Origin of the sequence: Bacteroides mucinivorans (assembly GCF_034654355.2) — a bacterium.
GTDB classification, from domain to species: Bacteria; Bacteroidota; Bacteroidia; order Bacteroidales; family Bacteroidaceae; genus Bacteroides; species Bacteroides nordii.
In genome coordinates, this window is record NZ_CP178179.1 from 1653190 (window position 1) to 1679349 (window position 26160).

At 42.3% G+C, this 26160-nt stretch carries 17 protein-coding genes; 9 read left to right on the plus strand and 8 right to left on the minus strand.

Annotation, left to right across the window (positions count from 1 at the left end; all coding sequences use genetic code 11):
• Positions 1-191 precede the first annotated feature (191 nt).
• Genes VCM39_RS05735 through VCM39_RS05745 form a run of 3 tightly spaced genes read left to right on the plus strand, consistent with a single transcriptional unit; the run spans position 192 to position 3102 of the window.
• Positions 192-1418 (plus strand): glycine betaine/L-proline ABC transporter ATP-binding protein, encoded by a 1227-nt coding sequence (locus VCM39_RS05735; RefSeq protein WP_322933294.1) that lies wholly within the window; start codon positions 192-194, stop codon positions 1416-1418.
• Positions 1415-2236, plus strand: a complete 822-nt coding sequence (locus VCM39_RS05740; RefSeq protein WP_322933295.1) for a proline/glycine betaine ABC transporter permease — start codon at positions 1415-1417, stop codon at positions 2234-2236. Before VCM39_RS05735 ends, VCM39_RS05740 begins: the two co-directional genes overlap by 4 nt.
• Before the next feature lie 8 nt (positions 2237-2244).
• Positions 2245-3102, plus strand: a complete 858-nt coding sequence (locus VCM39_RS05745) for a glycine betaine ABC transporter substrate-binding protein (protein WP_322933296.1) — start codon at positions 2245-2247, stop codon at positions 3100-3102.
• A 64-nt stretch (positions 3103-3166) separates the two neighbouring features.
• On the opposite strand, the gene nifJ is transcribed toward VCM39_RS05745, so the two are convergent.
• The 3 genes from nifJ to VCM39_RS05760 are packed head-to-tail and all read right to left on the minus strand — an operon-like array spanning position 3167 to position 8452.
• On the minus strand, positions 3167-6721 hold the full coding sequence (gene nifJ / locus VCM39_RS05750; RefSeq protein ID WP_322933297.1) for a pyruvate:ferredoxin (flavodoxin) oxidoreductase: 3555 nt from the start codon (positions 6719-6721) through the stop codon (positions 3167-3169).
• A gap of 29 nt (positions 6722-6750) precedes the next feature.
• Entirely contained in the window at positions 6751-7257 is a 507-nt protein-coding gene (locus VCM39_RS05755; RefSeq protein ID WP_221649869.1) for a DUF4870 domain-containing protein, read from the minus strand.
• Positions 7258-7273: 16 nt separating this feature from the next.
• The gene (locus tag VCM39_RS05760) at positions 7274-8452 is read right to left on the minus strand and encodes an ATP-binding protein (protein WP_221649868.1); all 1179 of its coding nucleotides are present in this window, start codon (positions 8450-8452) and stop codon (positions 7274-7276) included.
• A gap of 733 nt (positions 8453-9185) precedes the next feature.
• Here VCM39_RS05760 and VCM39_RS05765 point away from each other — a divergent pair.
• Entirely contained in the window at positions 9186-10382 is a 1197-nt protein-coding gene (locus VCM39_RS05765) for a hypothetical protein (protein ID WP_322933298.1), read from the plus strand.
• Here the strand turns inward: VCM39_RS05765 and VCM39_RS05770 are convergent, their stop codons facing one another.
• Entirely contained in the window at positions 10383-11837 is a 1455-nt protein-coding gene (locus VCM39_RS05770) for a glycoside hydrolase family 10 protein (RefSeq protein ID WP_322933299.1), read from the minus strand. It lies immediately after the preceding gene.
• 110 nt (positions 11838-11947) lie between these two features.
• Here VCM39_RS05770 and VCM39_RS05775 point away from each other — a divergent pair, with 110 nt between their 5' ends.
• From VCM39_RS05775 to VCM39_RS05785, 3 genes are read left to right on the plus strand one after another with little or no spacing between them, the layout of a single operon-like run.
• The gene (locus VCM39_RS05775; RefSeq protein WP_322933300.1) at positions 11948-13378 is read left to right on the plus strand and encodes a carbon starvation protein A; all 1431 of its coding nucleotides are present in this window, start codon (positions 11948-11950) and stop codon (positions 13376-13378) included.
• Positions 13379-13388: 10 nt separating this feature from the next.
• Positions 13389-13619 carry a hypothetical protein gene (locus tag VCM39_RS05780; RefSeq protein ID WP_002561056.1) on the plus strand — a complete coding sequence of 77 codons (231 nt, stop codon included), beginning with the start codon at positions 13389-13391 and terminating at the stop codon, positions 13617-13619.
• A gap of 4 nt (positions 13620-13623) precedes the next feature.
• Positions 13624-14109, plus strand: coding sequence for an outer membrane beta-barrel protein (locus VCM39_RS05785; protein ID WP_221649864.1), 486 nt, complete (start codon positions 13624-13626; stop codon positions 14107-14109).
• 92 nt (positions 14110-14201) lie between these two features.
• Here VCM39_RS05785 and uvrA read toward each other — a convergent pair whose 3' ends face one another.
• Positions 14202-16973, minus strand: a complete 2772-nt coding sequence (gene uvrA, locus VCM39_RS05790) for an excinuclease ABC subunit UvrA (RefSeq protein WP_322933301.1) — start codon at positions 16971-16973, stop codon at positions 14202-14204.
• A gap of 184 nt (positions 16974-17157) precedes the next feature.
• Here uvrA and VCM39_RS05795 point away from each other — a divergent pair, with 184 nt between their 5' ends.
• A complete protein-coding gene (locus VCM39_RS05795; protein ID WP_289293170.1) occupies positions 17158-19095 on the plus strand; it encodes a sensor histidine kinase in 1938 nt (645 codons plus the stop codon).
• A gap of 143 nt (positions 19096-19238) precedes the next feature.
• Positions 19239-20744 (plus strand): glycoside hydrolase family 10 protein, encoded by a 1506-nt coding sequence (locus VCM39_RS05800; protein WP_221649861.1) that lies wholly within the window; start codon positions 19239-19241, stop codon positions 20742-20744.
• A gap of 92 nt (positions 20745-20836) precedes the next feature.
• On the opposite strand, the gene VCM39_RS05805 is transcribed toward VCM39_RS05800, so the two are convergent.
• The 3 genes from VCM39_RS05805 to VCM39_RS05815 form a co-directional block, all read right to left on the minus strand.
• Entirely contained in the window at positions 20837-21385 is a 549-nt protein-coding gene (locus VCM39_RS05805) for a chromate transporter (protein ID WP_025867013.1), read from the minus strand.
• 106 nt (positions 21386-21491) lie between these two features.
• The gene (locus VCM39_RS05810; RefSeq protein ID WP_221649860.1) at positions 21492-22031 is read right to left on the minus strand and encodes a chromate transporter; all 540 of its coding nucleotides are present in this window, start codon (positions 22029-22031) and stop codon (positions 21492-21494) included.
• Between the two features lie 55 nt (positions 22032-22086).
• Entirely contained in the window at positions 22087-26091 is a 4005-nt protein-coding gene (locus tag VCM39_RS05815) for a two-component regulator propeller domain-containing protein (RefSeq protein WP_289293176.1), read from the minus strand.
• Positions 26092-26160: the final 69 nt, after the last annotated feature.

The window sequence follows — 26160 nt, forward strand, 5'->3', positions numbered from 1 at the left end:
CAATACACACTACGTGATATTTCGTTTAAACTATCATTCATACAGAACTCTCACCAGTATATTTTACTGCTCAAAATGTGTATTTATTAATCTCTATATCGGGAGGCGAAAGCCTGTTGTTTAATCGGAACTTTATGAGACATAAAGAAGGATTTCTATGGCTATTATTAATTATCTTAATATTATTGTATATGAACAAAATAAACATCAAAGATTTGTACCTTATTTTTGGAAATGAGAAACAGAAGGCACTTCGCTTATTGAAAGAGGGGAGAAGCAAAAGCGAGATACTAAAAGCAACCGGATGTACGGTTGCTGTGAAAGAGGCAAACCTCTCGATTGACGAAGGAGAAATATTTGTTATTATGGGATTGTCAGGGAGTGGTAAATCTACTCTGTTGCGTTGTATCAACCGGTTGATAAAACCAACTTCGGGCGAAGTGGTAATCAATGGAACCGATATCGCTAAGGTATCCGACAAGGAATTGTTGCAGATACGGCGAAAGGAACTGGCTATGGTTTTCCAGAATTTTGGTTTGTTGCCCCATCGTACAGTACTGCATAATATTGCTTTCGGACTGGAACTACAGGGCGTAAAAAAGGAAGAAAGAGAGCGAAAAGCGATGGAGAGTATGCAACTGGTAGGGCTAAAAGGGTATGAAAATCAAATGGTTGGTGAATTATCCGGTGGTATGCAGCAACGTGTAGGACTGGCACGTGCATTGGCTAATAACCCGGAAGTACTACTGATGGATGAAGCTTTCTCTGCCCTTGATCCTTTGATTCGCGTACAGATGCAGGATGAACTATTGGCTTTACAAGCCAAAATGAAGAAGACAATTGTATTTATTACCCATGACTTGAGTGAAGCTATTAAACTAGGAGACCGTATTGCTATTATGAAAGATGGAGAAATAGTACAGATCGGTACTTCGGAAGAGATACTGACAGAGCCTGCCAATGCTTATGTAGAACGTTTTGTAGAAAACGTGGACCGTAGTAAGATTATTACAGCAGCTTCGGTGATGATTGATAAACCGCTGGTAGCGCGTTTGAAAAAAGAAGGTCCGGAGGTATTGATTCGTAAGATGCGTGAACGTAACCTGACGGTGCTTCCGGTAGTGGATACTGGTAACGTATTGGTAGGAGAGGTTCGATTGAACGATTTATTGAGGCTGAGAAAGGAAGAGGTGAGGTCGATCGATTCTGTGGTGCGTCATGAAGTACATTCTGTATTGGGGGATACGGTTCTTGAAGATATCCTGCCGTTAATGACAAAGACCAATTCACCTATTTGGGTGGTAAATGAGGACAGGGAGTTCGAGGGAGTGGTTCCACTGTCGTCTCTTATCATTGAGGTGACCGGAAAAGATAAAAAAGAAATTAATGAAATCATTCAAAATGCAATAGACTTATGATAAATATCGGAAAATATATAGAGATGGCCATAAACTGGCTTACAGAACATTTTGCTTCTTTCTTTGATGCACTAAGCATGGGTATTGGGGGATTCATCGACAGTTTTCAGCATGTATTATTCGGGATACCGTTTTATATTACTATTGTGGCGCTTGCCGTGCTTGCCTGGTTTAAGGCAGGTAAAGGAGTGGCTGTATTTACATTGTTGGGATTATTGTTGATTTACGGTATGGGATTCTGGGAAGAGACAATGCAGACACTTGCATTGGTACTTTCTTCCACCTGTCTTGCTCTGTTGTTGGGAGTACCGTTGGGTATTTGGACCGCCAATAGTAATCGATGTAATAAGATAATGCGGCCTGTTCTCGATTTTATGCAGACGATGCCGGCTTTTGTTTATCTGATTCCGGCAGTATTATTCTTCGGGTTAGGGACAGTGCCGGGAGCCTTTGCAACTATCATTTTTGCGATGCCTCCGGTGGTTCGTCTTACAGGATTGGGGATACGTCAGGTTCCTAAAAATGTAGTGGAAGCTACGCGCTCGTTTGGGGCTACTCCCTGGCAATTGCTTTATAAAGTGCAATTACCATTAGCGCTACCTACCATATTGACCGGTGTAAACCAGACTATTATGATGTCTCTTTCAATGGTTGTTATTGCTGCGATGATCTCTGCCGGTGGACTGGGAGAGATTGTCTTGAAAGGGATTACTCAGATGAAAATAGGCCTGGGATTTGAAGGAGGTATAGCTGTAGTTATACTTGCGATCGTTCTGGACCGTATTACTCAGGGGATAGCGCAAAACAAAAAGAAATAATAGAGGATATGAATACTAAGATAAAAATTATAGTAGCAATCTTACTTGCTATATTCCTTTTCAACTCATGCGGAGGAGGAGATTCTGATAAAAAGATAAGTATTGCTTACGCCAATTGGGCGGAAGGCATTGCAATGACGCATCTGGCAAAAGCCATTCTTCAGGAGCAGGGATATGATGTGAAATTACTAAATGCCGATCTTGCTCCTATATTTACTTCACTTGCCAGAAAGAAAGCGGATGTTTTTATGGATGTTTGGCTACCGGTAACAATGAGTGATTACATAGAGCAATATGGTGATAAGTTGGAAATAATAGGTGATATATATGATGAAGCCCGTATCGGGCTGGTTGTACCGGAGTATGTAACGATTAATTCTATTGATGAATTGAATTCTCAGAAGCAACATTTTGGTTCGAAGATTGTTGGTATCGATGCAGGGGCAGGTATTATGCGGGCTACAGAAGACGTTATTGAAGATTATAATCTGGATTATAAGCTGATGACCTCAAGTGGCCCTGCTATGACTGCTTCATTGAAGAAAGCAATTGACAGAAATGAATGGATAGTTGTCACTGGCTGGACACCGCATTGGATGTTCGATCGTTTCAAACTGAAGATATTGCAAGATCCCGAGAATATTTATGGTAGTGCAGAGAATATTCATATCATTACCTGGAAAGGTTTTCCGGAGAAAGATCCGTTTGCTACTCAGTTTTTCAAGAATATTCGTCTGACAGATGAACAGATCAATTCTTTGATGATGGCTATGGAAGATACGGAGAAAACAGAAAAGGAGGCTGCCCGTAAATGGATAGATGAACACCGGGAATTGGTGGATAGCTGGATTCCAAAAGAACAGTAAACAGACAAAAAGGCGGAAATCCTTTCGGATTCCCGCCTTTCTTTTATCTGATAAGTTGAATTACTTATTCGGCAACACCCCAAGCTTGGTTAGCCAAACGCTTGTAGTTGTTGTAACGCCATTTAGCATTGTCCTCAGCTGCTTGGAACAGTTCTTCTGCTTCTGCAGGATATTGCTTCATAACAGATGCATAACGAACTTCACCTTTCAAGAAGCCCTTGAACTCATCCCAGTTCGGTTCTTTGCTGTCCAGTGAGAACGGATTTTTACCTTCAGCTTCCAAAGCCGGGTTGTAACGCCACAGGTGCCAGTAACCGCACTTAACAGCTTTTTCTTCTTCTTCCTGACTCTTACCCATACCAGCTTTCAAACCGTGGTTGATACATGGAGCGTAAGCGATAATGAGTGAAGGACCTGGATATGCTTCAGCTTCGCGGATAGCTTTCAGAGTCTGAGCTTGGTCAGCGCCCATAGCGATCTGTGCAACATAAACATAACCGTAAGTAGTAGCCATCAGACCAAGGTCTTTTTTACGAACACGTTTACCGGAAGCGGCAAACTTAGCGATAGCACCTACCGGAGTAGCCTTAGAAGACTGACCACCTGTATTTGAGTAAACTTCAGTATCGAGTACCAGGATGTTAACGTCTTTACCGGAAGCGATAACATGGTCAAGACCACCGTAGCCGATATCGTAAGAAGCACCGTCACCACCGATGATCCACTGGCTGCGTTTAACGAGGAAGTGAGTCAGACCTTTCAGTTCTTTGCAAACCGGGCAACCTGCAGCAATACCTTGTTCGATGATTGCTTCGATTTGTGGAGCAAGTTCTTTAGTCTTATCTGCATCGTACATGTTTTCGATCCATGCTTTCAATACTTCTTTTGTTTCAGCCGGAGCATTTTCACCTGCAAGAATCTGGTTGAATAGTTTCACGATACGGTCACGCATCTTTTCGTTAGCCAGTTCCATACCAAGACCGAACTCACAGAAGTCTTCGAACAGAGAATTAGCCCATGCCGGACCGTGACCCTTTTCGTTTGTAGTATAAGGAGTTGAAGGTACTGAACCTGAGTAGATAGAAGAACATCCGGTAGCGTTAGCAACCATTTCACGGTCACCGAACAACTGAGTGATCAGTTTTACGTACGGAGTTTCACCACAACCTGAGCAAGCGCCGGAGAACTCAAACAACGGAGTTGCGAACTGAGAGTTCTTAACGTTAGCTTTGATGTCAACCAGGTGTTGTTTGCTCTTCACGTTGTCAATGCAGTAAGTCCAGTTATCAGCCTGAGCCAATTGACTTTCGAGGTGTTTCATGGTCAATGCTTTGCCACCCTTCTTCGGATTACCCGGACAGATGTCAGCACAGTTACCGCAACCCAGACAGTCGAGAACGTCTACTTGAATACGGAAAGTTGTACCTTCGAATGCTTTACCTACCGTTTTCAGCATTTCGAAGTTTGCACCCTTCTGCTCTTCAGCATCGAGAACGAACGGACGGATAGAAGCGTGAGGACAAACGTAAGCACACTTGTTACACTGGATACAGTTTTCTGCGTTCCACTCCGGTACAAATGCAGCTACACCACGTTTTTCATATTTAGAAGTTCCCTGATACCAGGTTCCGTCTTCAATACCCTTGAATGCAGATACAGGTAGCAAGTCACCGTCTTGTGCGTTGATAGGACGAACTACTTCATTGATGAATGCAGGATCGTTGTTAGTAGCTTTAGCATCATCTGCCAAGTTAGCCCATGAAGGATCAACTGTCAGTTGTTTGTATTCGCCACCACGGTCAACGGCTGCATAGTTCTTGTTAACGATATCTTCACCCTTCTTACCATAAGACTTCACGATGAATTTCTTCATTTGTTCTACCGCCTGTTCTACAGGGATAACGTTTGTGATACGGAAGAATGCAGACTGAAGGATTGTATTGGTACGGTTGCCCAAACCAATTTCCTGTGCAATCTGAGTAGCGTTGATATAATATACAGAGATGTTATTCTGTGCAAAGTATTTCTTCACTCTGTTAGGCAGGTTCTTAGCCAGTTCTTCACCTTCCCAGATTGTGTTCAGCAAGAAAGAACCGTTTTTGCGCAAACCGCGTGTCACGTCGTACATATGCAGGTAAGCCTGAACGTGGCAAGCCACAAAGTTCGGAGTATTTACCAGATAAGTAGAACGGATCGGAGTATCACCGAAACGCAGGTGAGAGCAAGTGAAACCTCCTGACTTCTTAGAGTCGTAAGAGAAGTAAGCCTGGCAGTGTTTGTCGGTGTTGTCACCGATAATCTTAACAGAGTTTTTATTAGCACCTACCGTACCGTCAGCACCCAGTCCGTAGAATTTAGCTTCGAACATGCCTTCGCCACCCAAAGCAATTTCTTCTTTCTGAGGAAGTGAAGTAAATGTTACGTCGTCTACGATACCGATAGTAAAGTGGTTCTTCGGCATTGGCATAGCCAGATTTTCGAATACAGAGATGATCTGGGCAGGAGTAGTGTCCTTAGAACCCAAACCGTAGCGACCGCCTACGATAACCGGAGCATTTTCTGTGCCGTAGAAGCAGTCTTTTACATCCAGATACAGAGGTTCGCCGTTAGCACCCGGTTCTTTTGTACGGTCAAGAACTGCGATAGACTTCGCAGTCTTAGGTACAGCAGCCAGGAAGTGTTTTGCAGAGAACGGACGGTACAGGTGAACTGCAACCATACCTACTTTCTCACCGTTAGCTACCAGATAGTCGATAGCTTCGCGGGCAGCTTCTGTTACAGAACCCATTGCGATGATTACGCGTTCTGCATCTTCTGCTCCATAGTAATCGAACAAACCGTATTTACGACCAGTAAGCTTAGAAATTTCGTTCATGTACTCTTCTACGATAGCAGGAACTGCTTCATAGTAGTTGTTACATGATTCACGATGCTGGAAGAAGTGATCCGGATTTTCAGCCATACCACGAGCAACCGGAGTCATCGGGTTCAGTGCGCGGGCACGGAATTCAGCCAAAGCTTCCTGATCAACCAGCGGAGCGAGATCCTCATTTTCCAGCATTTCGATCTTCTGGATTTCGTGTGAAGTGCGGAAACCGTCGAAGAAGTTCATGAAAGGAACGCGCGCCTTGATAGTAGCCAGGTGAGCTACACCAGCCAGGTCCATAACTTCCTGTACAGAACCTTCGGCCAACATAGCGAAGCCAGTCTGACGGGCAGACATAACGTCCTGGTGGTCACCGAAGATACACAATGCGTGAGAAGCCAGTGTACGAGCCGATACGTGGAATACGCAAGGCAGGAATTCTCCGGCAATCTTGTACATGTTAGGGATCATCAACAAAAGACCTTGAGAAGCAGTGTATGTAGTAGTCAACGCACCTGCTTGAAGAGAACCGTGAACGGCACCGGCAGCACCGCCTTCAGATTGCATTTCCTGTACCAATACTGTTTCGCCGAAGATGTTCTTACGTCCTGCGGCAGCCCATTCGTCTACATATTCAGCCATTGTAGAAGAGGGGGTGATGGGGTAGATGGCAGCTACTTCAGAAAACATATACGAGATATGTGCAGCAGCCTGGTTACCATCACAAGTGATGAATTTCTTCTGTTTAGTCATAACTAAAAATTAATATTTAAGTAAATAAATCATTTCAAAATTCGCATAGAGAGTGGATACTTCCACGTTTTTCCATTCAGCCCGTTAATGCCTCCTATAATGGGGAAGGCAACTGCCATGATACCGATGAGCAATGTGATCGGCCAGAAAGTGAAGATTACACCTAACGGAGAACCTATTCCACCGATTAGTCCCGGTATGAAACATGCAAAGAATATAGCCAGAAGAATGATTCCGAAAATAAACCAGGAAATATACCAATTCAGGATATATTTTCCCTGTTCGTCCACTTTTTCTGATTTCTCTTTGCCCATAACCCATAGTACAAGCGGTGCGACCCAGCCTACATAGGGGACAAATATCAGAAAATTCATTAATCCTAAGTATGAACTTTCCTGTAACCCGAATGGTAGTGGCTCTGCTATGGGAGGAAAGTCTTCATCATACAGTTTCTTTTTCTCTGTTTCAAATTCTTCTTCAGTCAGTGCTCCTGACAGACGCAAATTGTTTAACTCTTCTAATTTCTTGTAATCCATGGCATTTTATTAAGTGTTAGTATAAAAAGCCGAACATCCAAAGAGGTATCTGGTTACTTCTGCCTATTTCCGCTTTTTGCAAAGCATACGTCACACCGGGATTGTTCTTTATTTTCACCCCTTCGCAACATATCCTGAACGGCATCACTTCATCCACCAGGAACGAGGCATTCTTGTCTCCCTTATATACCTTGTGGTCTTTCCACAATGAATTTACAAAGAAAGTGTCGAGTACGTCTTGTTCTTCTACTTTCACCGGATAAATGGAATACATCAGATTGGAGTTGTGCATCATAATCTTTGACGGTTTCTTGGGGAATTCTTCTCCCTTTGGATATACCAGATTAATGAGGCGAGCATCTGCCAGATACTTGATGTAGTTCATTACCGTAGCACGTGATGTCTGTATATCGGTAGCTAGTTGACTCACATTGGGGGCCTTTGGACCGTCTACAGCCAACAAATATAGTAATTTTTTTATCTTTGAGAGATATTTCAGTTCAATTTGTTTAATAAGAAGAATATCTACCTCTACCATCATATTCATGGTTTTGAGTAGGTTTTCCGAGAAATTACGTTTTTCAAGAAAGAACGGATAGAAACCATGGTGCAGATAATCCTGAAAAAAGTCCAAGGGGCGAACTTTGGAAAGTATCCCTTTGGCTATCTGTTCGTGGTTACTGAGCAGTTCTTCAAGCGAGTAGGCACGGAACTTCATTCCGGTCTGAAGATTTAGGTATTCACGGAAGGAGAATCCCCGCAGGTTATAACTCTTCACAATGTCACGAAGTTCGAGGTTTTCTTCTTTCAGTCGCATCACCGATGAACCTGTGAAAACAATTTTCACATTGGGGAAACGGTCGTAACACATCCGTAGTTCTTTGCTCCAGTCCGGATGTTTGAACACCTGGTCTATCAGTAATACCTTTCCACCCCGGCGTTGAAACTCATTGACGAAATCGACAAGGCTATGGCCGGAGAAATAGAAGTTGTTCATGTTGATAAAAAGACATGAACGGTCTGTTCCGAATTTCTCTTTAGCGTATTGGAGGAGGAAAGTGGTTTTTCCTACGCCACGGGTCCCTTTGATACCAATCAAGCGGTCGCTCCAGTCTATTTCGTCCATTAGGTCACGACGGACAGGAGCATTGGTGTGCTCAACAAGGTAAGCATGTGTGCGGTAGAATGATTCCATTTCTTTTCTTAGGTTTTACGGGTGGCAAATATAGTTCTTTTTCTGGTAATTGCAAAGTAGAGATAGCAAAATTGTACTTTTATTTAAGTAAGTTTGTACTTCATCTACAAGGAGGTATGCTTCCCGTGCGGGAAAAGTTCACCAGGTGATGGTGATCGGAACTGGATTTTGTCGTTTTGTCAAAGTGATATTCCTGTTGTTTCGGGAAGGGTTTTGGGTGATCACCGGGGCGATTGAAACGAAAAAACTCAGTTATTTCAATTAGGGATTTGTTCTTTTGCTACTCTCTTTGTGTGTTGGGTTGCAAATGTAGTAAAAGTTTGCTTATTTTGGGCTGTTTGTGAGAATAAATATTGTTTCTTCTTTCTTTTTGCCTGCCGGATAGATCGATGGGAATTTTGTTAATAAATGGATGCAGGTGAAAAAAAGGGCGGTTTGGAGGCAAAAAGGCTTTCATAGGAAGATAATAAAGTTTTCTTCGGATGAAAAGAGGCTTTTCTCGGTATGATATTGCGATTCTCTTCGGTTGATATTGCGATTCAACTTGACCGAAAGTGCATTGGAATTCGGAAGGAAGTACCGGTTTTACTACTGGAAAGTGCTATTTCTTGTGTATATTTGCGAAATGTGAACTGCCTTATTCGCTGGTCTGTCCTTTAGACAGGGAATGCTTGTTAGTCAGGAGTGGGAAAAGATGGATATGTGTAAGTAATATGTGAATAATGAAAATAAAATGATAAATCGTTCTCTCTATATCTTTAATCCGGACCATGATCTGGCATTGGCAAGTGGGGATGTGAATTATATGCCTCCTGCCTCTGCCCGGCAGATGGCGGCAGATCTGGCATTATTGCCGGTATGGTATGCTTCTCCCGGAAGTGCGGTACTGGCACCTTCGGCTTATAATCTTGACTTTCTTCGCGAGATGCAGCAGCATTTGTCGTTACCTGTAGAATTGATGACGGAGCCGGAAGTAGCTTCGGAAGAGAACTTGCAACCGATGCCTTGGGGGTGGAACCCGGCTTTAAGAAAGAGGTTACAACTTTTGGGAGTACTGGAGTCGGAATTACCAGCATTATCTCAATTGGAAAAACTGCGTGTCCTTTCACACAGAAGTCGTGCGGTGGAGTTATTATCTCATTTGCAGTTGGATGAGCTTTTCTGCGGAGAATCTTTTTATCTGACCGCTCTGGAGGAGTGGCAGCAGTTTGTAGAACGGCATTCGTCTTGTTTGCTGAAAGCCCCGCTTTCGGGTAGTGGAAAGGGCTTGAACTGGTGTAAAGGCGTATTTACTCCTTTTATCGCCGGCTGGTGTAAGCGTGTGGCAGCTTTACAGGGTGGAGTAGTGGCAGAACCTATATATAATAAGGTGGCGGACTTTGCTATGGAATTCTATTCGGACGGGAGAGGAAAGGTGGACTTTGTCGGTTATTCTGTATTCTCCACTAATGGCAGCGGAGCATACGAAGGCAATTTACTGCTATCGGATGCAGAGATTGAACGCAGGCTTTCCGTTTATGTCTGCAAGGAAGCTTTCAGCAAGTTAAGGTATCAGTTGGAAGAAGAGTTATCGGCTTGTTTTGGTTTGGGTTATTCGGGGTATCTTGGGGTAGATATGATGATTTGCCGGTTTCCTTCAACGGAGGTAGAATATAGAATTCATCCTTGTGTAGAGGTCAATTTGCGGATGAATATGGGGGTGGTAGCTCACCTCATTCATAAAAGGTATATTGCTTCCAGGACCACCGGACGCTTTTCCATTACTTACCATCCGGTCTCCGGTGAAGCTTTGCAGATACACGAAGAGATGAAGACTAAATTCCCTTTACAGATAAAAGACGGAAGAGTGGTTGATGGTTACATGGCACTGACTCCGGTCACGAATAAAAGTGTGTACCGGGCCTGGATAATGTGTGAGATGACGCTTTGATTATCTTTCTTGTATGGCTTTTCCTTCATTTCCATATCTGTCTATAGCTGTTACTGCAAAGTATTTCTTTCTGTCCCATGGCAGGAGAGAAGTATATACATATTCTGTACCCCGCACACTTTGGGCGATGATATTTTCTGGTTTTGTAGTATCTACAGGATAAGTTTCCGAAGCATAAATGACATAACGGGGGGCATTCACCGGGTCATTGTCTTTGGCAGCTTTCCAGGTCAACTGGGTGTATCCGTCTGCTGTTTCTGTAATACACAGTTCCTCCGGGGCAGTGGGGGGAACATTGTCCAGCCAGGGCATGGCCGGTTGCAGTGCCGGATAGGCATAAAAGTTTTCTGCCAGTTCATCGTAGACTCCCTGTGTGTTGTCCATTAAGAATTTGGCACGATAATGTCCTTCTCCTGCCAGCTTATGTGCACGAATGAAGTTTATTTGTCGGTCTACGTCCTCCCGTACCCAGTTTCCTTCGCTCGGGTGCAGAAAGTAAATACCTAATCCCGGTATGATCTGCCGTCCGTTAGATTGTTCCTGCCAGTCGAGAGCAAAGGGGTAGAAATTATTTTGGCGGAAATACATCATTGGGTAAATCTGGTCTTGTATACCTTCGCCCAACCAGCCTTGTGGGTCCTGATAGACAGTATGGAAGGCATTCCAGCCTCTGGAAGAGTAGCGTGATGTGTCTTTGTACTTTCCTACCGGGCAGGTACTTACCTTAACCCACGGTTTAATCTCTTTTACACCTTTATATATATAGCGCACAATATCTGTGATATTGTCACGGCGCCATTGGTCCAGCGTCCTGCCTTTTCCATAGCGGCGAAAATCGTAGTTGTCCGGAAAGCGGGGAGCATTCTCCGGATAGCGCAGATAATCAAAGTGTACACCGTCTATATCATAGCGGGTTACGACTTCGCGCACCAGTTTCATTAGGTATTCTTTGGTAGACGGATGCCCCGGATTGAGGAAATATTCATTCTTATAGGGGATGCAGATCTCCTTTCTTTGTTTAGTAACGGATTTATTTCCTAAGCTGGCCACGTGCTTTTTGTTTCCCAAAGGAATAGCTACCATCCAGGCATGACATTCCATTCCACGTTTGTGGCATTCGCGCACAGCAAAGGCAAGCGGGTCGTATCCCGGATCGCCATCTACTTTTCCGGTCAAGATAGAATTATAGGGCTCGATAGAAGAATGGTAAAGTACATCTCCTCGCGTACGTGTTTGGAAAAGAACAGTATTGAAATTGGCAGCTTTCAGTTTATCGAGTATATCAGTCAGTTCTTCTTGTTGGCGTCGGATGGCAGTAGGGGTGGTTGCTTTGGTACGTGGCCAGTCCAATCCATATACAGCCGTCACCCAGGCTGCACGAACTTCATATTTGGGCTGTGCCTCTACAGGGGCTAGCAACAGTAGAAAGAGTAAAATAGTGAGATACCGGCGCATTGCAGTTTGAATATTGTTATAAATGGCAGCAAAGTTAGCAAAAGCGTCGGTATTCTTGTACGTTTCGTGAGATTATGTTACATTTGCCACAGTTAAACGAATAACACGCCATGATTACATTCACACTGTGCTTATTGGCACTTATTATCGGGTACTTCACTTACGGACGCTTTATGGAACGCGTTTTCGGACCCGATGACCGTAAAACTCCCGCCCTTACTAAGGCAGATGGAGTGGATTATATTCCACTACCCACCTGGAAGATTTTTATGATTCAGTTTCTCAATATCGCTGGATTAGGTCCTATCTTCGGTGCGATAATGGGAGCAAAGTTTGGTATCTCCTCTTATTTGTGGATTGTGTTCGGTAGTATTTTTGCCGGTGCTGTTCATGATTACTTTGCCGGAATGCTTTCACTGAGGAATGGGGGAGAAAGTCTGCCCGAAATCGTAGGCCGTTACCTGGGATTGACGACAAAGCAGGTCATGCGCGGTTTTACCGTAATTCTGATGATTTTGGTAGGTTCTGTATTTGTAGCTGGTCCTGCCGGGTTACTTGCCAAACTTACGCCGGAATCGCTGGACGCTACTTTCTGGATTATAGTGGTTTTTGCTTATTATATCATTGCTACTTTATTGCCGGTCGATAAGATTATTGGCAAGATCTATCCTATTTTTGCTGTTGCACTGTTGTTTATGGCAGTAGGTATTGTAGTGATGCTTTATGTACATCATCCTGCTTTGCCGGAATTGTGGGACGGATTGCAGAATACCAATCCTGATGCTGCCGTACTGCCAATCTTTCCAATCATGTTTGTTAGTATTGCTTGTGGGGCTATATCTGGCTTCCACGCTACACAAAGCCCTTTGATGGCACGTTGTATGACCGCCGAACGTCACGGTCGCCCTGTCTTTTACGGCGCTATGATTACTGAAGGCATTGTGGCTTTGATTTGGGCGGCAGCTGCTACTTATTTTTTCCACGAAAACGGGATGGAGGAGAACAATGCTTCGGTGATTGTAGATTCGATAACGAAAGGCTGGTTAGGTGTTGTAGGTGGTGTACTCGCTATTCTGGGTGTGATTGCTGCACCTATAACTTCGGGTGATACAGCTTTCCGTTCGGCTCGCCTTATCGTAGCCGATTTTTGGGGAATGGAACAAAAAAGTATGCGTCGCCGTTTATACATTTGTATTCCGATGTTTGTGATAGCTATCGGCTTGTTGCTTTACAGCCTGCGTGATGCTGACGGTTTTAATATGATATGGCGGTATTTTGCTTGGGCCAATCAGACGCTTGCTGTGTTTACCCTGTGGGCTATTACAGTCTATCTGGCCCGTTCAAAGAAACCATATTGGATAACACTGATACCTGCTTTGTTTATGACGGCTGTTTGCTCTACTTATATCTGCATCGCTCCAGAAGGACTGGCACTTTTGCATTCGCTATCCTATAGTATTGGAGGAGTATGCACGTTAGTGGCTGCCATCTGGTTTTTTGTATGGAAAGGGCGTTCGGCTCAAAAGAGATTGAATGATTAATTTAGACCTAATGAAGAAAATAAAGAAATCAACCGGGGTTACTCTTGCCCTGCTTATTTATGTTTCTGTGACGGCTGCCTATTTGTTGCCGCGCAATACGGAAGTAAGCGATACAGAGAAGTATGTTACTCTTGCCGTTTCATATGTCATCGTCTTTGCCCTCTGGCTGGTGCTGAGAAAAAAAGAGAAGATGCAGCAACGGCGTCGTGAAGAAGAACATTATAATAATTTAAAGAAATGAATGTATGAAGAAATTTGCATTGGTTATTTGCCTGTTGGTAGCCTCATTAGGCGCTCGGGCACAGTTTGAACAAGGAAAGTGGATTATTAATCCGTCATTGACCGGATTGAATTTCTCATATAGCAACAGTGAGAAAGCACAGTTTGGTGTTGGTGCCAAAGCCGGTACTTTCCTTGCAGAAGGCATTGCTTTAATGGTAGAAGCCAGTGCCGATTGGAGTAAACCGATAGATGTGTATACGATAGGAACAGGTGGTCGTTTTTACTTTAATAAAACAGGTGTTTATTTAGGAGCAGGTATTGATCTGAACCGTTATCGTATGAAAGGCGGACATAGCGGGACGGAATGGGGACTGGGAATTGAAGCAGGATATGCATATTTCCTTTCAAAAACAGTAACTATTGAACCGGCTGTATACTACAAATGGCGCTTTAATGATAGCGACTTATCCAAGTTCGGTATTAAGATAGGTTTCGGATTCTACTTCTGAGAAGAGAATGGAGAAGGGAGAATGGAGAGGGGAGAAGTGGGCTGCGCTATCACGCTGCATAGTACTTCTCCCCTCTCCATTCTCCCTTCTCTTTAAGCAAGCTTTGCTTGTAAAAATTGTCCCGTATAGCTTGTTTCACAGGCTGCTACCTCTTCCGGTGTTCCTGTAGCTACGATATATCCACCTTTATCACCGCCTTCCGGCCCGAGATCTATTATGTGGTCGGCGCATTTTATCATATCCATATTGTGTTCGATAATGATAATGGTATGTCCACGGCGGATCAATGCATCGAATGCTTCCAGTAATTTTCGTATATCGTGGAAGTGCAAGCCTGTGGTAGGCTCATCAAAGATGAAGAGTGTCGGGTCTGCTTTCTCCTGACTTAGGTAGTATGCCAGTTTTACACGCTGGTTTTCACCTCCCGACAGGGTAGAGGAGGACTGACCCAATTTGATATATCCCAAACCTACATCTTGTAGCGGTATCAGCTTTTTCACTACCTTCTTTTGGCCATGCTCGGTAAAGAATTCTACAGCCTGATTTACGGTCATCTCCAGTACATCGTATATATTCTTATCATGGAACTTTACTTCCAGTGTATCTGCTTTGAAGCGTTTCCCGTGACAGGATTCACACTCCAGTACAAGGTCTGCCATGAACTGCATCTCTACTGTGATCGTTCCGTCCCCTTTACACTCTTCACAGCGCCCTCCTTCACTATTGAAGCTAAAGAATCCGGCAGTATATCCCATCTGCTTTGCTAATGGCTGCTCTGCCCATAGTTTACGAATTTCGTCGTATGCTTTAATGTACGTAACCGGATTGGAACGGGAAGATTTACCAATCGGGTTTTGGTCAACGAATTCGATGTTACGTAAGTTCTGGATATCTCCTCCGATAGAAACGAATTCTCCCGGACGATCACTACACTCGTCCAATTCACGTTTCAATGCCCGGTAAAATATGTCGCGTACCAGCGTGCTCTTTCCCGAACCGGAAACGCCGGTTACTACCGTCATTACATTTAGCGGGAAACGTACATCTACTCCTTTCAGGTTATTCTCGCGTGCTCCTTTTATTTCTATATAGTTGTTCCACGGACGTCGGTGTGTCGGTATAGGTATTTCTTCTTCTCCCAGCAGGTAGCGTACCGTGTGGCTGTTACTTCCTTTTTTCAGATCTTTCATATCACCCTCGTAAACTACTTCTCCTCCCAGACGTCCAGCATTCGGACCGATGTCTATGATGTAGTCGGCAGCACGGATGATTTCTTCGTCGTGCTCTACTACTATGACCGTATTGCCCAATGCCTGCAGTTCACGCAGGACTCGGATCAAGCGGTCTGTATCGCGACTGTGCAAACCTATACTTGGCTCGTCAAGAATATAAAGGCTACCTACCAGACTGCTTCCCAGAGAAGTTGCCAGGTTGATGCGTTGGCTCTCACCACCCGAAAGCGAGTTACTTAACCGGTTCAAGGTCAAGTATCCCAGCCCCACATCAATAAGGAAACGAATACGGCTATTGATTTCCAACAGGATGCGGCGCGCTACTTCTGTGTCGTGTTTATCCAGTTGCAGGGTATCAAAAAACTGTTGTAATTCTGTGATAGGGAGATCAACCAATTCTGATATGCTACGTCCTGCTACCCGTACATATCCTGCTTCCGGTTTCAATCGTGTACCGTGACAGGTAGGGCAAAGCGTCTTTCCTCTATAGCGTGCCAGCATTACACGGTATTGTATCTTGTATTGATTTTCTTCAAGCATTCTGAAGAAAGCGTTAATACCTTCAAAATACTTTGTACCTTCCCATAGCATGCGGCGTTGCTCGTCCGTCAATTCAAAATAAGGAGTAAATATAGGTAGCCCTGCTTTCTCTGCACCGCGTATCACCATATCTTTCCATTCACCCATTTTCTCACCTCGCCAGCATACTACTGCTCCGTCGTAAATCGAGAGTGAACGATTGGGTACTACCAGATGTTCGTCAATTCCAATCACTTTACCGAATCCTTCGCATACAGGGCAGGCTCCAATTGGAGAGTTGAATGAAAACATCTGGTCATTCGGTTCTTCAAACGTGATACCGTCAGCTTCAAACTTAGTACTGAATGTATGTAGCTTCGTTGTTCCATCCGGCAGATAAAAGCGAAGCATACACATACCATCTCCTTCGTACATTGCTGTTTCTGCTGAGTCTGTCAAACGGCTGATGGCATCTTTGGTACTTGCTGCAGACATGCGGTCTACCAGTAGATATACAGTGTCATTCTTTGCTGGTTTATATTCGTCAATGCGTACCATTTCTCCATTCACTTCAATGCGGTTGAAGCCCTGCTTGAGGTCTATCTCCAGTTGCTGTTCTATCGTCCGGCCTTCACGCAAAAGTATTTGTGTGAGAACAGTATAACGTGTACCTTCCGGATAAGAAAGCATGCAATTCACGATATCTTCAGGAGAGTGCTTTTTTACTTCCTGACCACTTATCGGACTATATGTTCGTCCTACACGAGCATACAGGAGTCGTAGGTATTCATAAATTTCGGTAGAAGTTCCTACAGTAGAACGGGGGTTACGACTGTTTACTTTTTGTTCGATAGCAATCGCAGGGGGGATACCTTTGATGAAGTCGCATTCAGGTTTACTCATTCGGCCCAAAAACTGGCGGGCATAGCTACTCAGGCTTTCAACATAACGCCTTTGCCCTTCGGCATAGAGTGTGTCAAAAGCAAGTGATGATTTACCCGAACCTGATAATCCGGTTATAACGACAAGTTTGTTGCGGGGGATGTTTACATCAATATTCTTTAGGTTGTTAACCCTGGCTCCTTTGATTGATATATAGTTATTTTCTGACATATTTAATGGTCCTTTCTATAGATGGCTGGCAAAGTTAATGATTTTATCGTCAGGACGTAGCAGGAGCCTGCTTGTTCAACTGGTTAAGATATGTTATATTTTGAAACATATTATAACACGCTGTTAATTAAAGTCGTAATTTAGTTACGATTTATTGAATCTTGATAATATAAGGAATTAACGCATGAAAGGCATCCGGATTATTTCTTGTTTAATTATTCTTCTTTTGCTATGCAATCTCCCGTTACGGAGTACAAACAAAACAAAGAATTTGCAGATTTTGGTTGATAGTGCCCGGCAGATGATTGCTAAAGAGGGTTTTCTGGCACTCAATGACAGGTGTATGAAATTGGCACGTGAACTGGATGATAGTACTCAGATAGAGAATGCCTATGGTGACTTGTTTGACCATTATTATCAGTTGGGAGAAGTTGATAGTCTGAAAGTTGTGGGATATGAACTAATGAACTGGCATGCCGGACGCAACAAGAATAATGCCCGTTATCAGATATGGCGTCAGTATATTCAGCGATTGACAGAGAGTGGCAGGCAGGAAGAGGCTATTGCCGAAACTGAATTGTTGAATAAAGATGCAGAGAAAAGTCGCAGTCGCTATGGACAGGCCTGTAGTGAAATGTGTATTGGTTATAATCACAGGGTATTTAGTAATAACATGAAACTCTGTATTGAATATTATAACAATGCTCTTAAAATATTCGAAGATGCCAAGTATTATGAAGACGCTTATGTGGTCTGTCTGAATATAATGCAAACTTATCTTTCCCGGCAGGAATACTCCAATGTTCTTCAATACTTTGATCGTATCGAAAAGCTGGCGACTGAGATGAAAGTTGCCGGACAGAAACTGCGCGAATCATTGTATATGCGTTTCTTACAGTTTCGGGTGATTGCCACTCTTGCCGAGAAGGGAACGGGGGCAGCTGCAAAATATATTCGTGAGGCTGACAGTCTTTATTTGAAACATCCGGATAGTATGGCTAAAGATGCCTGGTTCGGATATAAGATAATGTGTAGCCGTACAGCTAATAATATAAATCAGGTACTGACTTATCTGGACTCTCTGCAGGATTATCACAAGTCTATTGGTGCTTGTTATCCTTCTAATTTGTTTTATAAGGCGCAATGCCTGGAGAGTGTCGGGCGTTTTAAAGAGGCTTGTAAGGTATATGCTTCTTACTCTCAGGTTAATGATTCAGTGCGTTCGGCGGAGTTGGACGATAAACTGAGTAAATATACGATTCAGTTTGATGTGGATAAGCTGAAGATGGAAAAGCTTGAATTGAGTGCTGAAGTTAGTCGGAACAGACTTATTGCTGTGCTTACGGGTGGATGCTGTATTTTCGTTCTATTACTTATCCTTACTTATTACTATGTTCGTACGCTGGCTATGAATAAGAAACTCGATGCAGCCAACAAGGCTGTAATTAAGGCAAGCCGTATAAAGAGTTCTTTTATTCAACACATCACTCACGAAATTCGTACCCCGTTGAACTCTATTGTTGGTTTCTCTTCTTTGATTGCTGCCGGAGGGATCAGTGAAGAGGAAGAGAAGGAATATGCCGAACAAATAGAAATGAGTAACACTTATCTGCTTGATCTGGTGAGCAATGTTATTGATATCGCCGATATGGATTCTCAAACGGAAAATGTACCTAAGCAGATTATGGATGTAGATACCTGCTGTAAGGAGTGTATTTCCGAAGTCCTTCCGTCTTTGAGAAAAGGGGTTGAGTTACAGTATGAACCTTTGTCTGTACCTGTGACAATGCGGGCTGTCTATCCTTGGGTAAAGCGTGTACTTCTTGCTCTTCTTGGCAATGCGGCCAAGTTTACTGAATCCGGAGTGATTCGTCTTCGGTATGATGAAGATAAACAGAAACGAGTGGTGCGTTTTATTGTGGAAGACTCCGGGCCGGGTATTGATGTGGAATATAAAAACTCTATTTTTGAACGCTTTGTCAAAATAGATACTTTCTCTCCGGGCACAGGTCTGGGACTTGCTGTTGCGCGGCAGATAATGGATATTGTAGATGGGCAAATCTTCTTGGATACAACCTATACGGATGGGGCACGTTTTGTTGTGGAATGGCCGGTCGGATAGTTGTAGATAATGCAGATTGTATTATCTTTGCTCGAAAAGCGAAGATAAGCTGCACCTTGGCATAAAAAATGAATGAGTTCATTTTATTCTACTCTCGGTTTGCATTATCTTTGCGCCCTATATAATAGATTGAGAATAAACATATGAATCTGAGAACCTTTACTATTTTGTTTGTCCTTCTCTTGTCTTTGGGAGTAGGAGCACAGACGTCGGGTACTGCTTATCCGAAACGTGAATTTCGTGCTGCATGGATGCAAACCGTTAATGGGCAATTCAAGGGGATGCCTGCCGAAAAGCTGAAGCAAACGCTTATAGAGCAGTTGAACTCTTTGCAGAAAGCTGGTATTAATGCTATAATCTTTCAGGTACGCCCTGAGGCAGATGCATTGTATGCTTCACAACTGGAACCCTGGAGCCGTTTTCTGACGGGTGTACAGGGACAAGCTCCCTCTCCTTATTGGGATCCTATGCAATTTATGATTGATGAATGTCATAAACGAGGTATGGAGTTTCATGCCTGGATTAATCCTTACCGTACAAAAACAAATCTGAATAGTGATCTGGCTACTAATCATGTGTACAATATTCATCCGGAATGGTTTGTTACCTATGGAAACCAGTTATACTTTGATCCTGCTTTACCCGAAAGTCGTAAGCATATCTGCATGGTTATTACTGATATTGTTTCCCGTTACGATGTAGATGCCATTCATATGGATGATTATTTCTATCCCTATCCTATTGCTGGGAAGGATTTTCCTGATGATGCCAGTTTTGCCCGTTATGGTGGCGGATTTACTAATAAAGCCGACTGGCGTCGTAGTAATGTCAATGTTCTGATAAAAAAGATTCATGAAACTATCCGGGAAATAAAACCATGGGTGAAGTTTGGTATCAGTCCTTTTGGTATTTATCGGAATGAAAAGACTGATCCGTTGGGTAGTAAGACAAATGGTTTGCAGAATTATGATGATTTGTATGCTGATGTTCTTCTTTGGGCGCGTCAGGGTTGGATAGATTATAATATTCCACAAATATATTGGGAGATCGGACACCCGCGTGCCGATTATGAAACACTGGTGAAGTGGTGGGCTAAGAATACAGAGAATCGTCCGTTATTCATTGGTCAGTCTGTGATGAATACGGTTCAGCATGCCGATCCGAATAACCCTTCTGTCAACCAGCTTCCTCGCAAGATGGCTCTACAGCGTGCTTATCAAACGATTGGTGGGAGTTGCCAGTGGCCTGCCAGTGCTGTGGTGGAGAATGCCGGTAAGTACCGGGATGCGTTAACACAAGAATATCATAAATATCCGGCTCTGGTTCCTGTTTTTGACTTTATGGATAATGAAGCGCCTGGCAAAGTTCGTAAAGTGAAGAAAGTATGGACGGCTGATGGCTATATGCTCTTTTGGACAGCTCCTAAATATAAAGATGAGATGGATAAAGCTGTACAATATGTCGTTTATCGTTTTGATAATAAAGAAAAGGTGAACATTGATGATCCTTCACACATTGTAGCTATTACTCGCAATAACTTTTATAAATTGCCCTATGAGAATGGGAAAAACAAATACCGCTATGTTGTGACGGCTCTTGACCGCTTGCATAATGAATCCAAATCGGTAGATAAAAAAGTTAAACTATAAAGAGAATTGAGAAGGGAGAATGGAGAGGGGAGAAGTAAGCTGCGCTATCATGCTGCATAGTACTTCTCCCCTCTCCATTCTCCCTTCTCAATTCAATAAAGTATCAACCCTGCTATTCCGCAAGCTATAATCATTAATATAGGGTTCGCCTTATATTTTTTGGTTCCTATAAAAGCTACCAGGAAGATGATAACGCTGATTACAAATGTATAAGTGTCTTTCGTGGGTGAGCCGAAGTTTTCCGTATTCATCAGTACGAGTGCTGCTGAGGCTAATAATCCTACTACAGCTGGACGCAGTCCGCTGAATACCGATTCAACGGCAGGATGTTTCTGATACTTCAGAAAGAATTTACTGATGGTTAACATTAAAATGAATGAGGGCAATACTACAGCAAAAGTTGCAATAACCGAGCCCCATATACTTCCTGTTGAGGTGAATCCGACATAGGTTGCTGCATTGATTCCGATAGGTCCTGGGGTCATTTGGCTGATAGCCACAATGTCAGTAAACTCTTGTGAACTAACCCAATTATAGCGGGTTACTACTTCTCCCTGTATCATGGATAGCATTGCATATCCACCTCCAAAGCCAAAAAGCCCGATTTTAAAGAAAGTATAGAAAAGCTGTAAGTAAATCATGAAATAAGTGATTAGTAATTAGTGATAAGTGATTAGCGATAAGTAATTAGTGATAAGTGGGCTGCGCTGTAATGCCGCACGGCACTAATCACTAATCACTAACCCGCTAATCACTCTTTTTAAGCTTCCCCCACAGGAATCCACCTACTCCTGCTATGATAATAATCCAGATAGGAGAGAAACCAAGCAACCAGATAAGTAATGCGGATACCACAGGAATCCATATGTTATAACGACTGATACGTGCAGACTTTGCCATGCTGAATGTAGGTGCGGCAATCAGGGCAACTACCGCCGGGCGGATTCCTTTGAAGATCCGTTCTACGATCACATTGTCCTGAAAGTTGTGGAAAAACAGGGCAATAGCCAGAATGATGATAAACGAAGGTAGGATGGTACCCAGTGCAGTGATGATACTTCCCGGAATTCCTTTTAGTTTGTAACCTATAAATATAGAAATGTTCACAGCCAAGATGCCGGGTGCTGATTGGGAAATAGCCAACAGATTAATAAAATCATCCTGGGTGATCCATTTTCGTTTAGTAACGATTTCATTTTCTATAAGCGGAACCATTGCATAGCCACCACCGATAGTGAAAGCACCTATTTTGAAAAAGATGCCGAATGCTTCAAAATAAATATTCATCTTAATTTAAGTATAATATTGCAGCAGAATGTGTATATTCTGTCATTCTGCCGCATTAATCTTCTTCCTCTTCTTCTTTGCTGTTTTTGTTATCTTCTCCCTTCATATACTTACTGGGACTTACTTTGAAATGTCTCTTGAACACTTCACGGAAGTATTTAGCATCATTAAAACCAGTCATTTCTGCTACTTCAGTAATTGTATACTTTTCTGTTTTTAATAGCTGTGCAGCCCGTTTCAATCGAATCACGCGGATGTAATCTGCAGGAGCCTGGTCTGTTAGTGCTTTTATTTTGTTGTAGAAGCTTGTACGACTCATATTCAGTAATGTACAAAGTACATCTACATTAAAGGCCTGGTTGTCCATATTGTCTTCTACGCTTTTCTTCACGGTAGCAATAAATTTCCAGTCTATATCTTTGGAACAATTGATGCATTCTTCCTCTTCCTCATTATCACTTAATTCCAGGTTAGCATATTTATTACGTAATAGAGCGCGATTGGTCAACAGGTTCGTGATTGTAGCTTTTAATATGCCTATATTGAATGGTTTCACTACATACTCATCAGCACCAATCTTTAATCCCTCAAGAATATTCTTTTCATCATTCAGTGCAGTAAGCAGAATGATGGGAATATGCGAAGTGTCGATGTTATTCTTTATAGCTGTGCACAATTCATCTCCACGCATTTCGGGCATCATAATGTCCGAGATAATCAGTTCCGGTTTATACTCTTTCACAATAGTAAGAGCTTCTTTACCATTACTGCACATTTGTATGGTGTATGTCTCTGAGAGGGTATGTCCTAGATAATTGCGTAACTCGTCATTATCCTCAACAATCAGTAAGCGCTGGCGGTTTTCATTATGCTCGCTTTTGGCATTTTCATAAATTTCCGGTGAACTATAGATAGTCTGTTCATCTTCTTTCTTTTCCCGGCTTTTCACTGTCAGATGTGCTTTCTTGAATTGTTTGTTGTCTTTAGGGAATGATACTTTAATTATTGAACCCTGATGCTCGATACTATTCAGATGTATTTTTCCTTTATGCAGATGTACGAGCTTCCACACAAGCATTAGTCCGATACCACTACCTGTCACTTTAGAATTGATGGCATTACTTCCCCTGAAATGAATCTTAAATAGTTTTTTCTGTTCATTGGCGGGGATACCTATACCTGTATCTTTTACTTCTACACTCCATGTATCCTCGTTTTCACTGACGAATACATGTACACTACCACTCTCGGGTGTGTATTTTAAAGCATTGGATATGATATTTTTCAATATTGAGTCCATCTTTTCCTTATCGAACCACACATTCAGATAGCGAAAATTACTTTCGTACGTGAAGTTGATATGCTTCACTGTGGCATATGGGCGGAATGCATTGAATGTTTCCTCCATATAAGTGTTAAGCTCGTATTCTGATATATATAGTTCCGAAGAATAGACGTCAGCCCGTTCAAAGTTAATCAGATTAGTGGTCAGGCGTAGCAAAGCATTGACGTTACGCAATGCCGTATTTGTATTTGCTATACCATCTTTACTGAGTTGCTCTTTCTCACGCAACTCTTCCAAGGGTGCTTTGATCAGAGTGAGCGGTGTGCGGATGTCGTGTGCTGTATTGATAAAGAAGTGAATCTTTTCATCTGACACTTTTCTTTGTTTTCTTAAAATGATAACACGGATTATAATAGCACTGATAAGTCCTATGAGAATTGTATAAAATAATAGTGCCCACAACGAGAGCCAGATAGGCTGTGCTATGATGACTTTCATTTCGCGTTCTTCCAGTACAATCCGTTTATCTTCATTGGAAACAGCTCGTACGCGCAACATATATTCTCCCGGACTAAGGTTGGTAAAACGAATAATGTTTTCTTTTCCGGGACGGCTCCATTCGTCATAAAATCCTTCCATCTTGTAGGAATAGAGAATGTTGGACGGATAATCATAGTTGATAGACGATACCTTGATAGAGAATATGTTTTGATCATACTCTAATTTTAGTGTATGGGTCTCGTCTATATCTTTCTTTAGTGGGGAGTTTTCATCTCCCGGATACAGAGTTTGGTAAAAGAGACTGAAATCGCTGAAAACCATCTTTGACGAATATATTCTCGGTATTTTCATCTTTTTATGAAACTCTACTGCACCGTCCGAACTTCCGAATATGAATTTGTTGTTGCTACGTAATATACCCGATTCTGCATTGAAATGAATAGTCATTAAACCCTGCTCTTTTGTCCAGTTATGGAATGTTTTCATTTGTGGATTGAAGCTGACTAATCCATTTTCTGTACTGATAAAGATTTCTTGTTCATTGTCAGAAAGTATGGTATATATATTATTTGATATGAGAGCGCAGTTATCTGTATAATAATGGGTGAATAGCTTTGTCTTAGAATCATATATTAATAGTCCCGAACCGCTGGTTCCGATGTATAAACTCCCGTTAGACGCCTGTAATAATGAATAAATATAAGTTGATTCAACTGGCAGCTTGATACGTTCAAAACTTCCTGATTTCTTATCCAACAGAAATAGTCCTGTAGCTGTTCCTATCCATATCTGTGTACTGTCTTTTTCTACAATAGCCGTAATGGAGTTCAAGCCGTGGTAAGGTTGTATTGATTTTGTTTTTAAATCAATCTTTTTAAGATTGTAGTATCCTCCCGACCATATACTTCCCTGTGAGTCTTTTATTATGGTACGTATATACTTGTCCGAACGTATATTCAGATTGGCAAATGAAGAAGGGGAAAAGTATTCTACAGACAAGTTTCTTTTGTTAATTTCGTGGATTCCCGAACTGTATCCTCCGGCCCAGATTGTCCCGGGAGTCACTTCGCACAGAGTGATAAATATATGGTTTTTGTTTTGAGGATCTGTATCGAAAGAACTCAGGAAAGAATGCCATTGTCCGGTTTTAGAATAGTAGAGGCTGATACCATTATTAGTAGCAAACCATAGATCACCGTCAGAATCTTCAATGATACTATTCACCTGATCGTTGACCAGTGACTGTTTGTTTCCGATAGAATGTTTTATCCAGTTGTAGCTTGAATAACGGTTATTGCGTACGGTTATACCTATGGGATAATTTGCAAGCCATATGCGGTCCTCGTCATCTACATAGATATCATTGATGCTATTCCCATTCATAGCATTATTTTTGTTATAGTCAGCAACAACGTATGGAGTCGTGTAATATGAATCCATATTCATTTTAAATACCCCCGCACCGTCTGTGGCAATGAGAAGCTCTTTGTCATTTAAGGGTTTAATGGTATTTATACTAATGTCGCTGAGGCTTTCTTTGGGTTGGCTCGTTTGTTTGGTATTCATGTCATATACAAAAACACCACGTTGAAAAGTTCCTATGTATAGTTTTCGCACCTTGGGGGCAAAGTACAACTTGTTCATTTGAATGGCGATGTTATCCAGTTTATCACAATGAATATGAGTTATTGTTTCGTCTTTTAGTTCAGCGTAGTGTATTCCTTCTTCTGTAGCGATAAAAAAGCGCGTTTTGTCTATTTGAGCAATATCTGTGATGGTCTCTTCTATGGTGTTTTTCAGCTGAGATACTTCTTGTGATTTTGTATTATACAAATAGATTGTCTTGTCACAGCATAACCATATGTTGTGATTATCGTCAATAAAACTATGACTGACCGGTGCAGGGAGATCTTTGTTCTCTACAACAGGAAGTTTATATTCCAGTATGAAGGTATCGTGTATTGCGTCGTAACGAAAAATACGTCCTTTTTTACCAATTTCCCAAAGGGTTCCATCCGTATCAAGGTATAGCCAGTTCAGGTTGAGCAAAGAACCGGTTTCTTCTTTTCCGTCCTGTAATTTATAGTGTTTAAATTCTTTACCGTTATAGCGGTCTATCCCATCGTGTGTAAGAAACCACATATATCCTTTTTGGTCTTTCTGGATAGCGTATACCCGTCTATTGCTCAGACCATCTTCTACTCCAATGTATTTGTAGGTCTGTGCTATGCAAGTAAATGGAAACAATAATATGAGAAAAAGCCATTTTTTCATGTTAGTAAGACATTTAGAGTTACAGAACTTAGCTTTCTGGAGGGGGATTCAGATACAAAATTAAGAAGT

Excerpts from the sequence above, each read along its gene's own strand:
- VCM39_RS05735 (WP_322933294.1), top strand. The coding sequence starts at position 192 with ATGAACAAAATAAACATCAAAGATTTGTACCTTATTTTTGGAAATGAG.
- VCM39_RS05740 (WP_322933295.1), top strand. The coding sequence starts at position 1,415 with ATGATAAATATCGGAAAATATATAGAGATGGCCATAAACTGGCTTACA.
- VCM39_RS05745 (WP_322933296.1), top strand. The coding sequence starts at position 2,245 with ATGAATACTAAGATAAAAATTATAGTAGCAATCTTACTTGCTATATTC.
- nifJ (WP_322933297.1), bottom strand. The coding sequence starts at position 6,721 with ATGACTAAACAGAAGAAATTCATCACTTGTGATGGTAACCAGGCTGCT.
- VCM39_RS05755 (WP_221649869.1), bottom strand. The coding sequence starts at position 7,257 with ATGGATTACAAGAAATTAGAAGAGTTAAACAATTTGCGTCTGTCAGGA.
- VCM39_RS05760 (WP_221649868.1), bottom strand. The coding sequence starts at position 8,452 with ATGGAATCATTCTACCGCACACATGCTTACCTTGTTGAGCACACCAAT.
- VCM39_RS05765 (WP_322933298.1), top strand. The coding sequence starts at position 9,186 with ATGATAAATCGTTCTCTCTATATCTTTAATCCGGACCATGATCTGGCA.
- VCM39_RS05770 (WP_322933299.1), bottom strand. The coding sequence starts at position 11,837 with ATGCGCCGGTATCTCACTATTTTACTCTTTCTACTGTTGCTAGCCCCT.
- VCM39_RS05775 (WP_322933300.1), top strand. The coding sequence starts at position 11,948 with ATGATTACATTCACACTGTGCTTATTGGCACTTATTATCGGGTACTTC.
- VCM39_RS05780 (WP_002561056.1), top strand. The coding sequence starts at position 13,389 with ATGAAGAAAATAAAGAAATCAACCGGGGTTACTCTTGCCCTGCTTATT.
- VCM39_RS05785 (WP_221649864.1), top strand. The coding sequence starts at position 13,624 with ATGAAGAAATTTGCATTGGTTATTTGCCTGTTGGTAGCCTCATTAGGC.
- uvrA (WP_322933301.1), bottom strand. The coding sequence starts at position 16,973 with ATGTCAGAAAATAACTATATATCAATCAAAGGAGCCAGGGTTAACAAC.
- VCM39_RS05795 (WP_289293170.1), top strand. The coding sequence starts at position 17,158 with ATGAAAGGCATCCGGATTATTTCTTGTTTAATTATTCTTCTTTTGCTA.
- VCM39_RS05800 (WP_221649861.1), top strand. The coding sequence starts at position 19,239 with ATGAATCTGAGAACCTTTACTATTTTGTTTGTCCTTCTCTTGTCTTTG.
- VCM39_RS05805 (WP_025867013.1), bottom strand. The coding sequence starts at position 21,385 with ATGATTTACTTACAGCTTTTCTATACTTTCTTTAAAATCGGGCTTTTT.
- VCM39_RS05810 (WP_221649860.1), bottom strand. The coding sequence starts at position 22,031 with ATGAATATTTATTTTGAAGCATTCGGCATCTTTTTCAAAATAGGTGCT.
- VCM39_RS05815 (WP_289293176.1), bottom strand. The coding sequence starts at position 26,091 with ATGAAAAAATGGCTTTTTCTCATATTATTGTTTCCATTTACTTGCATA.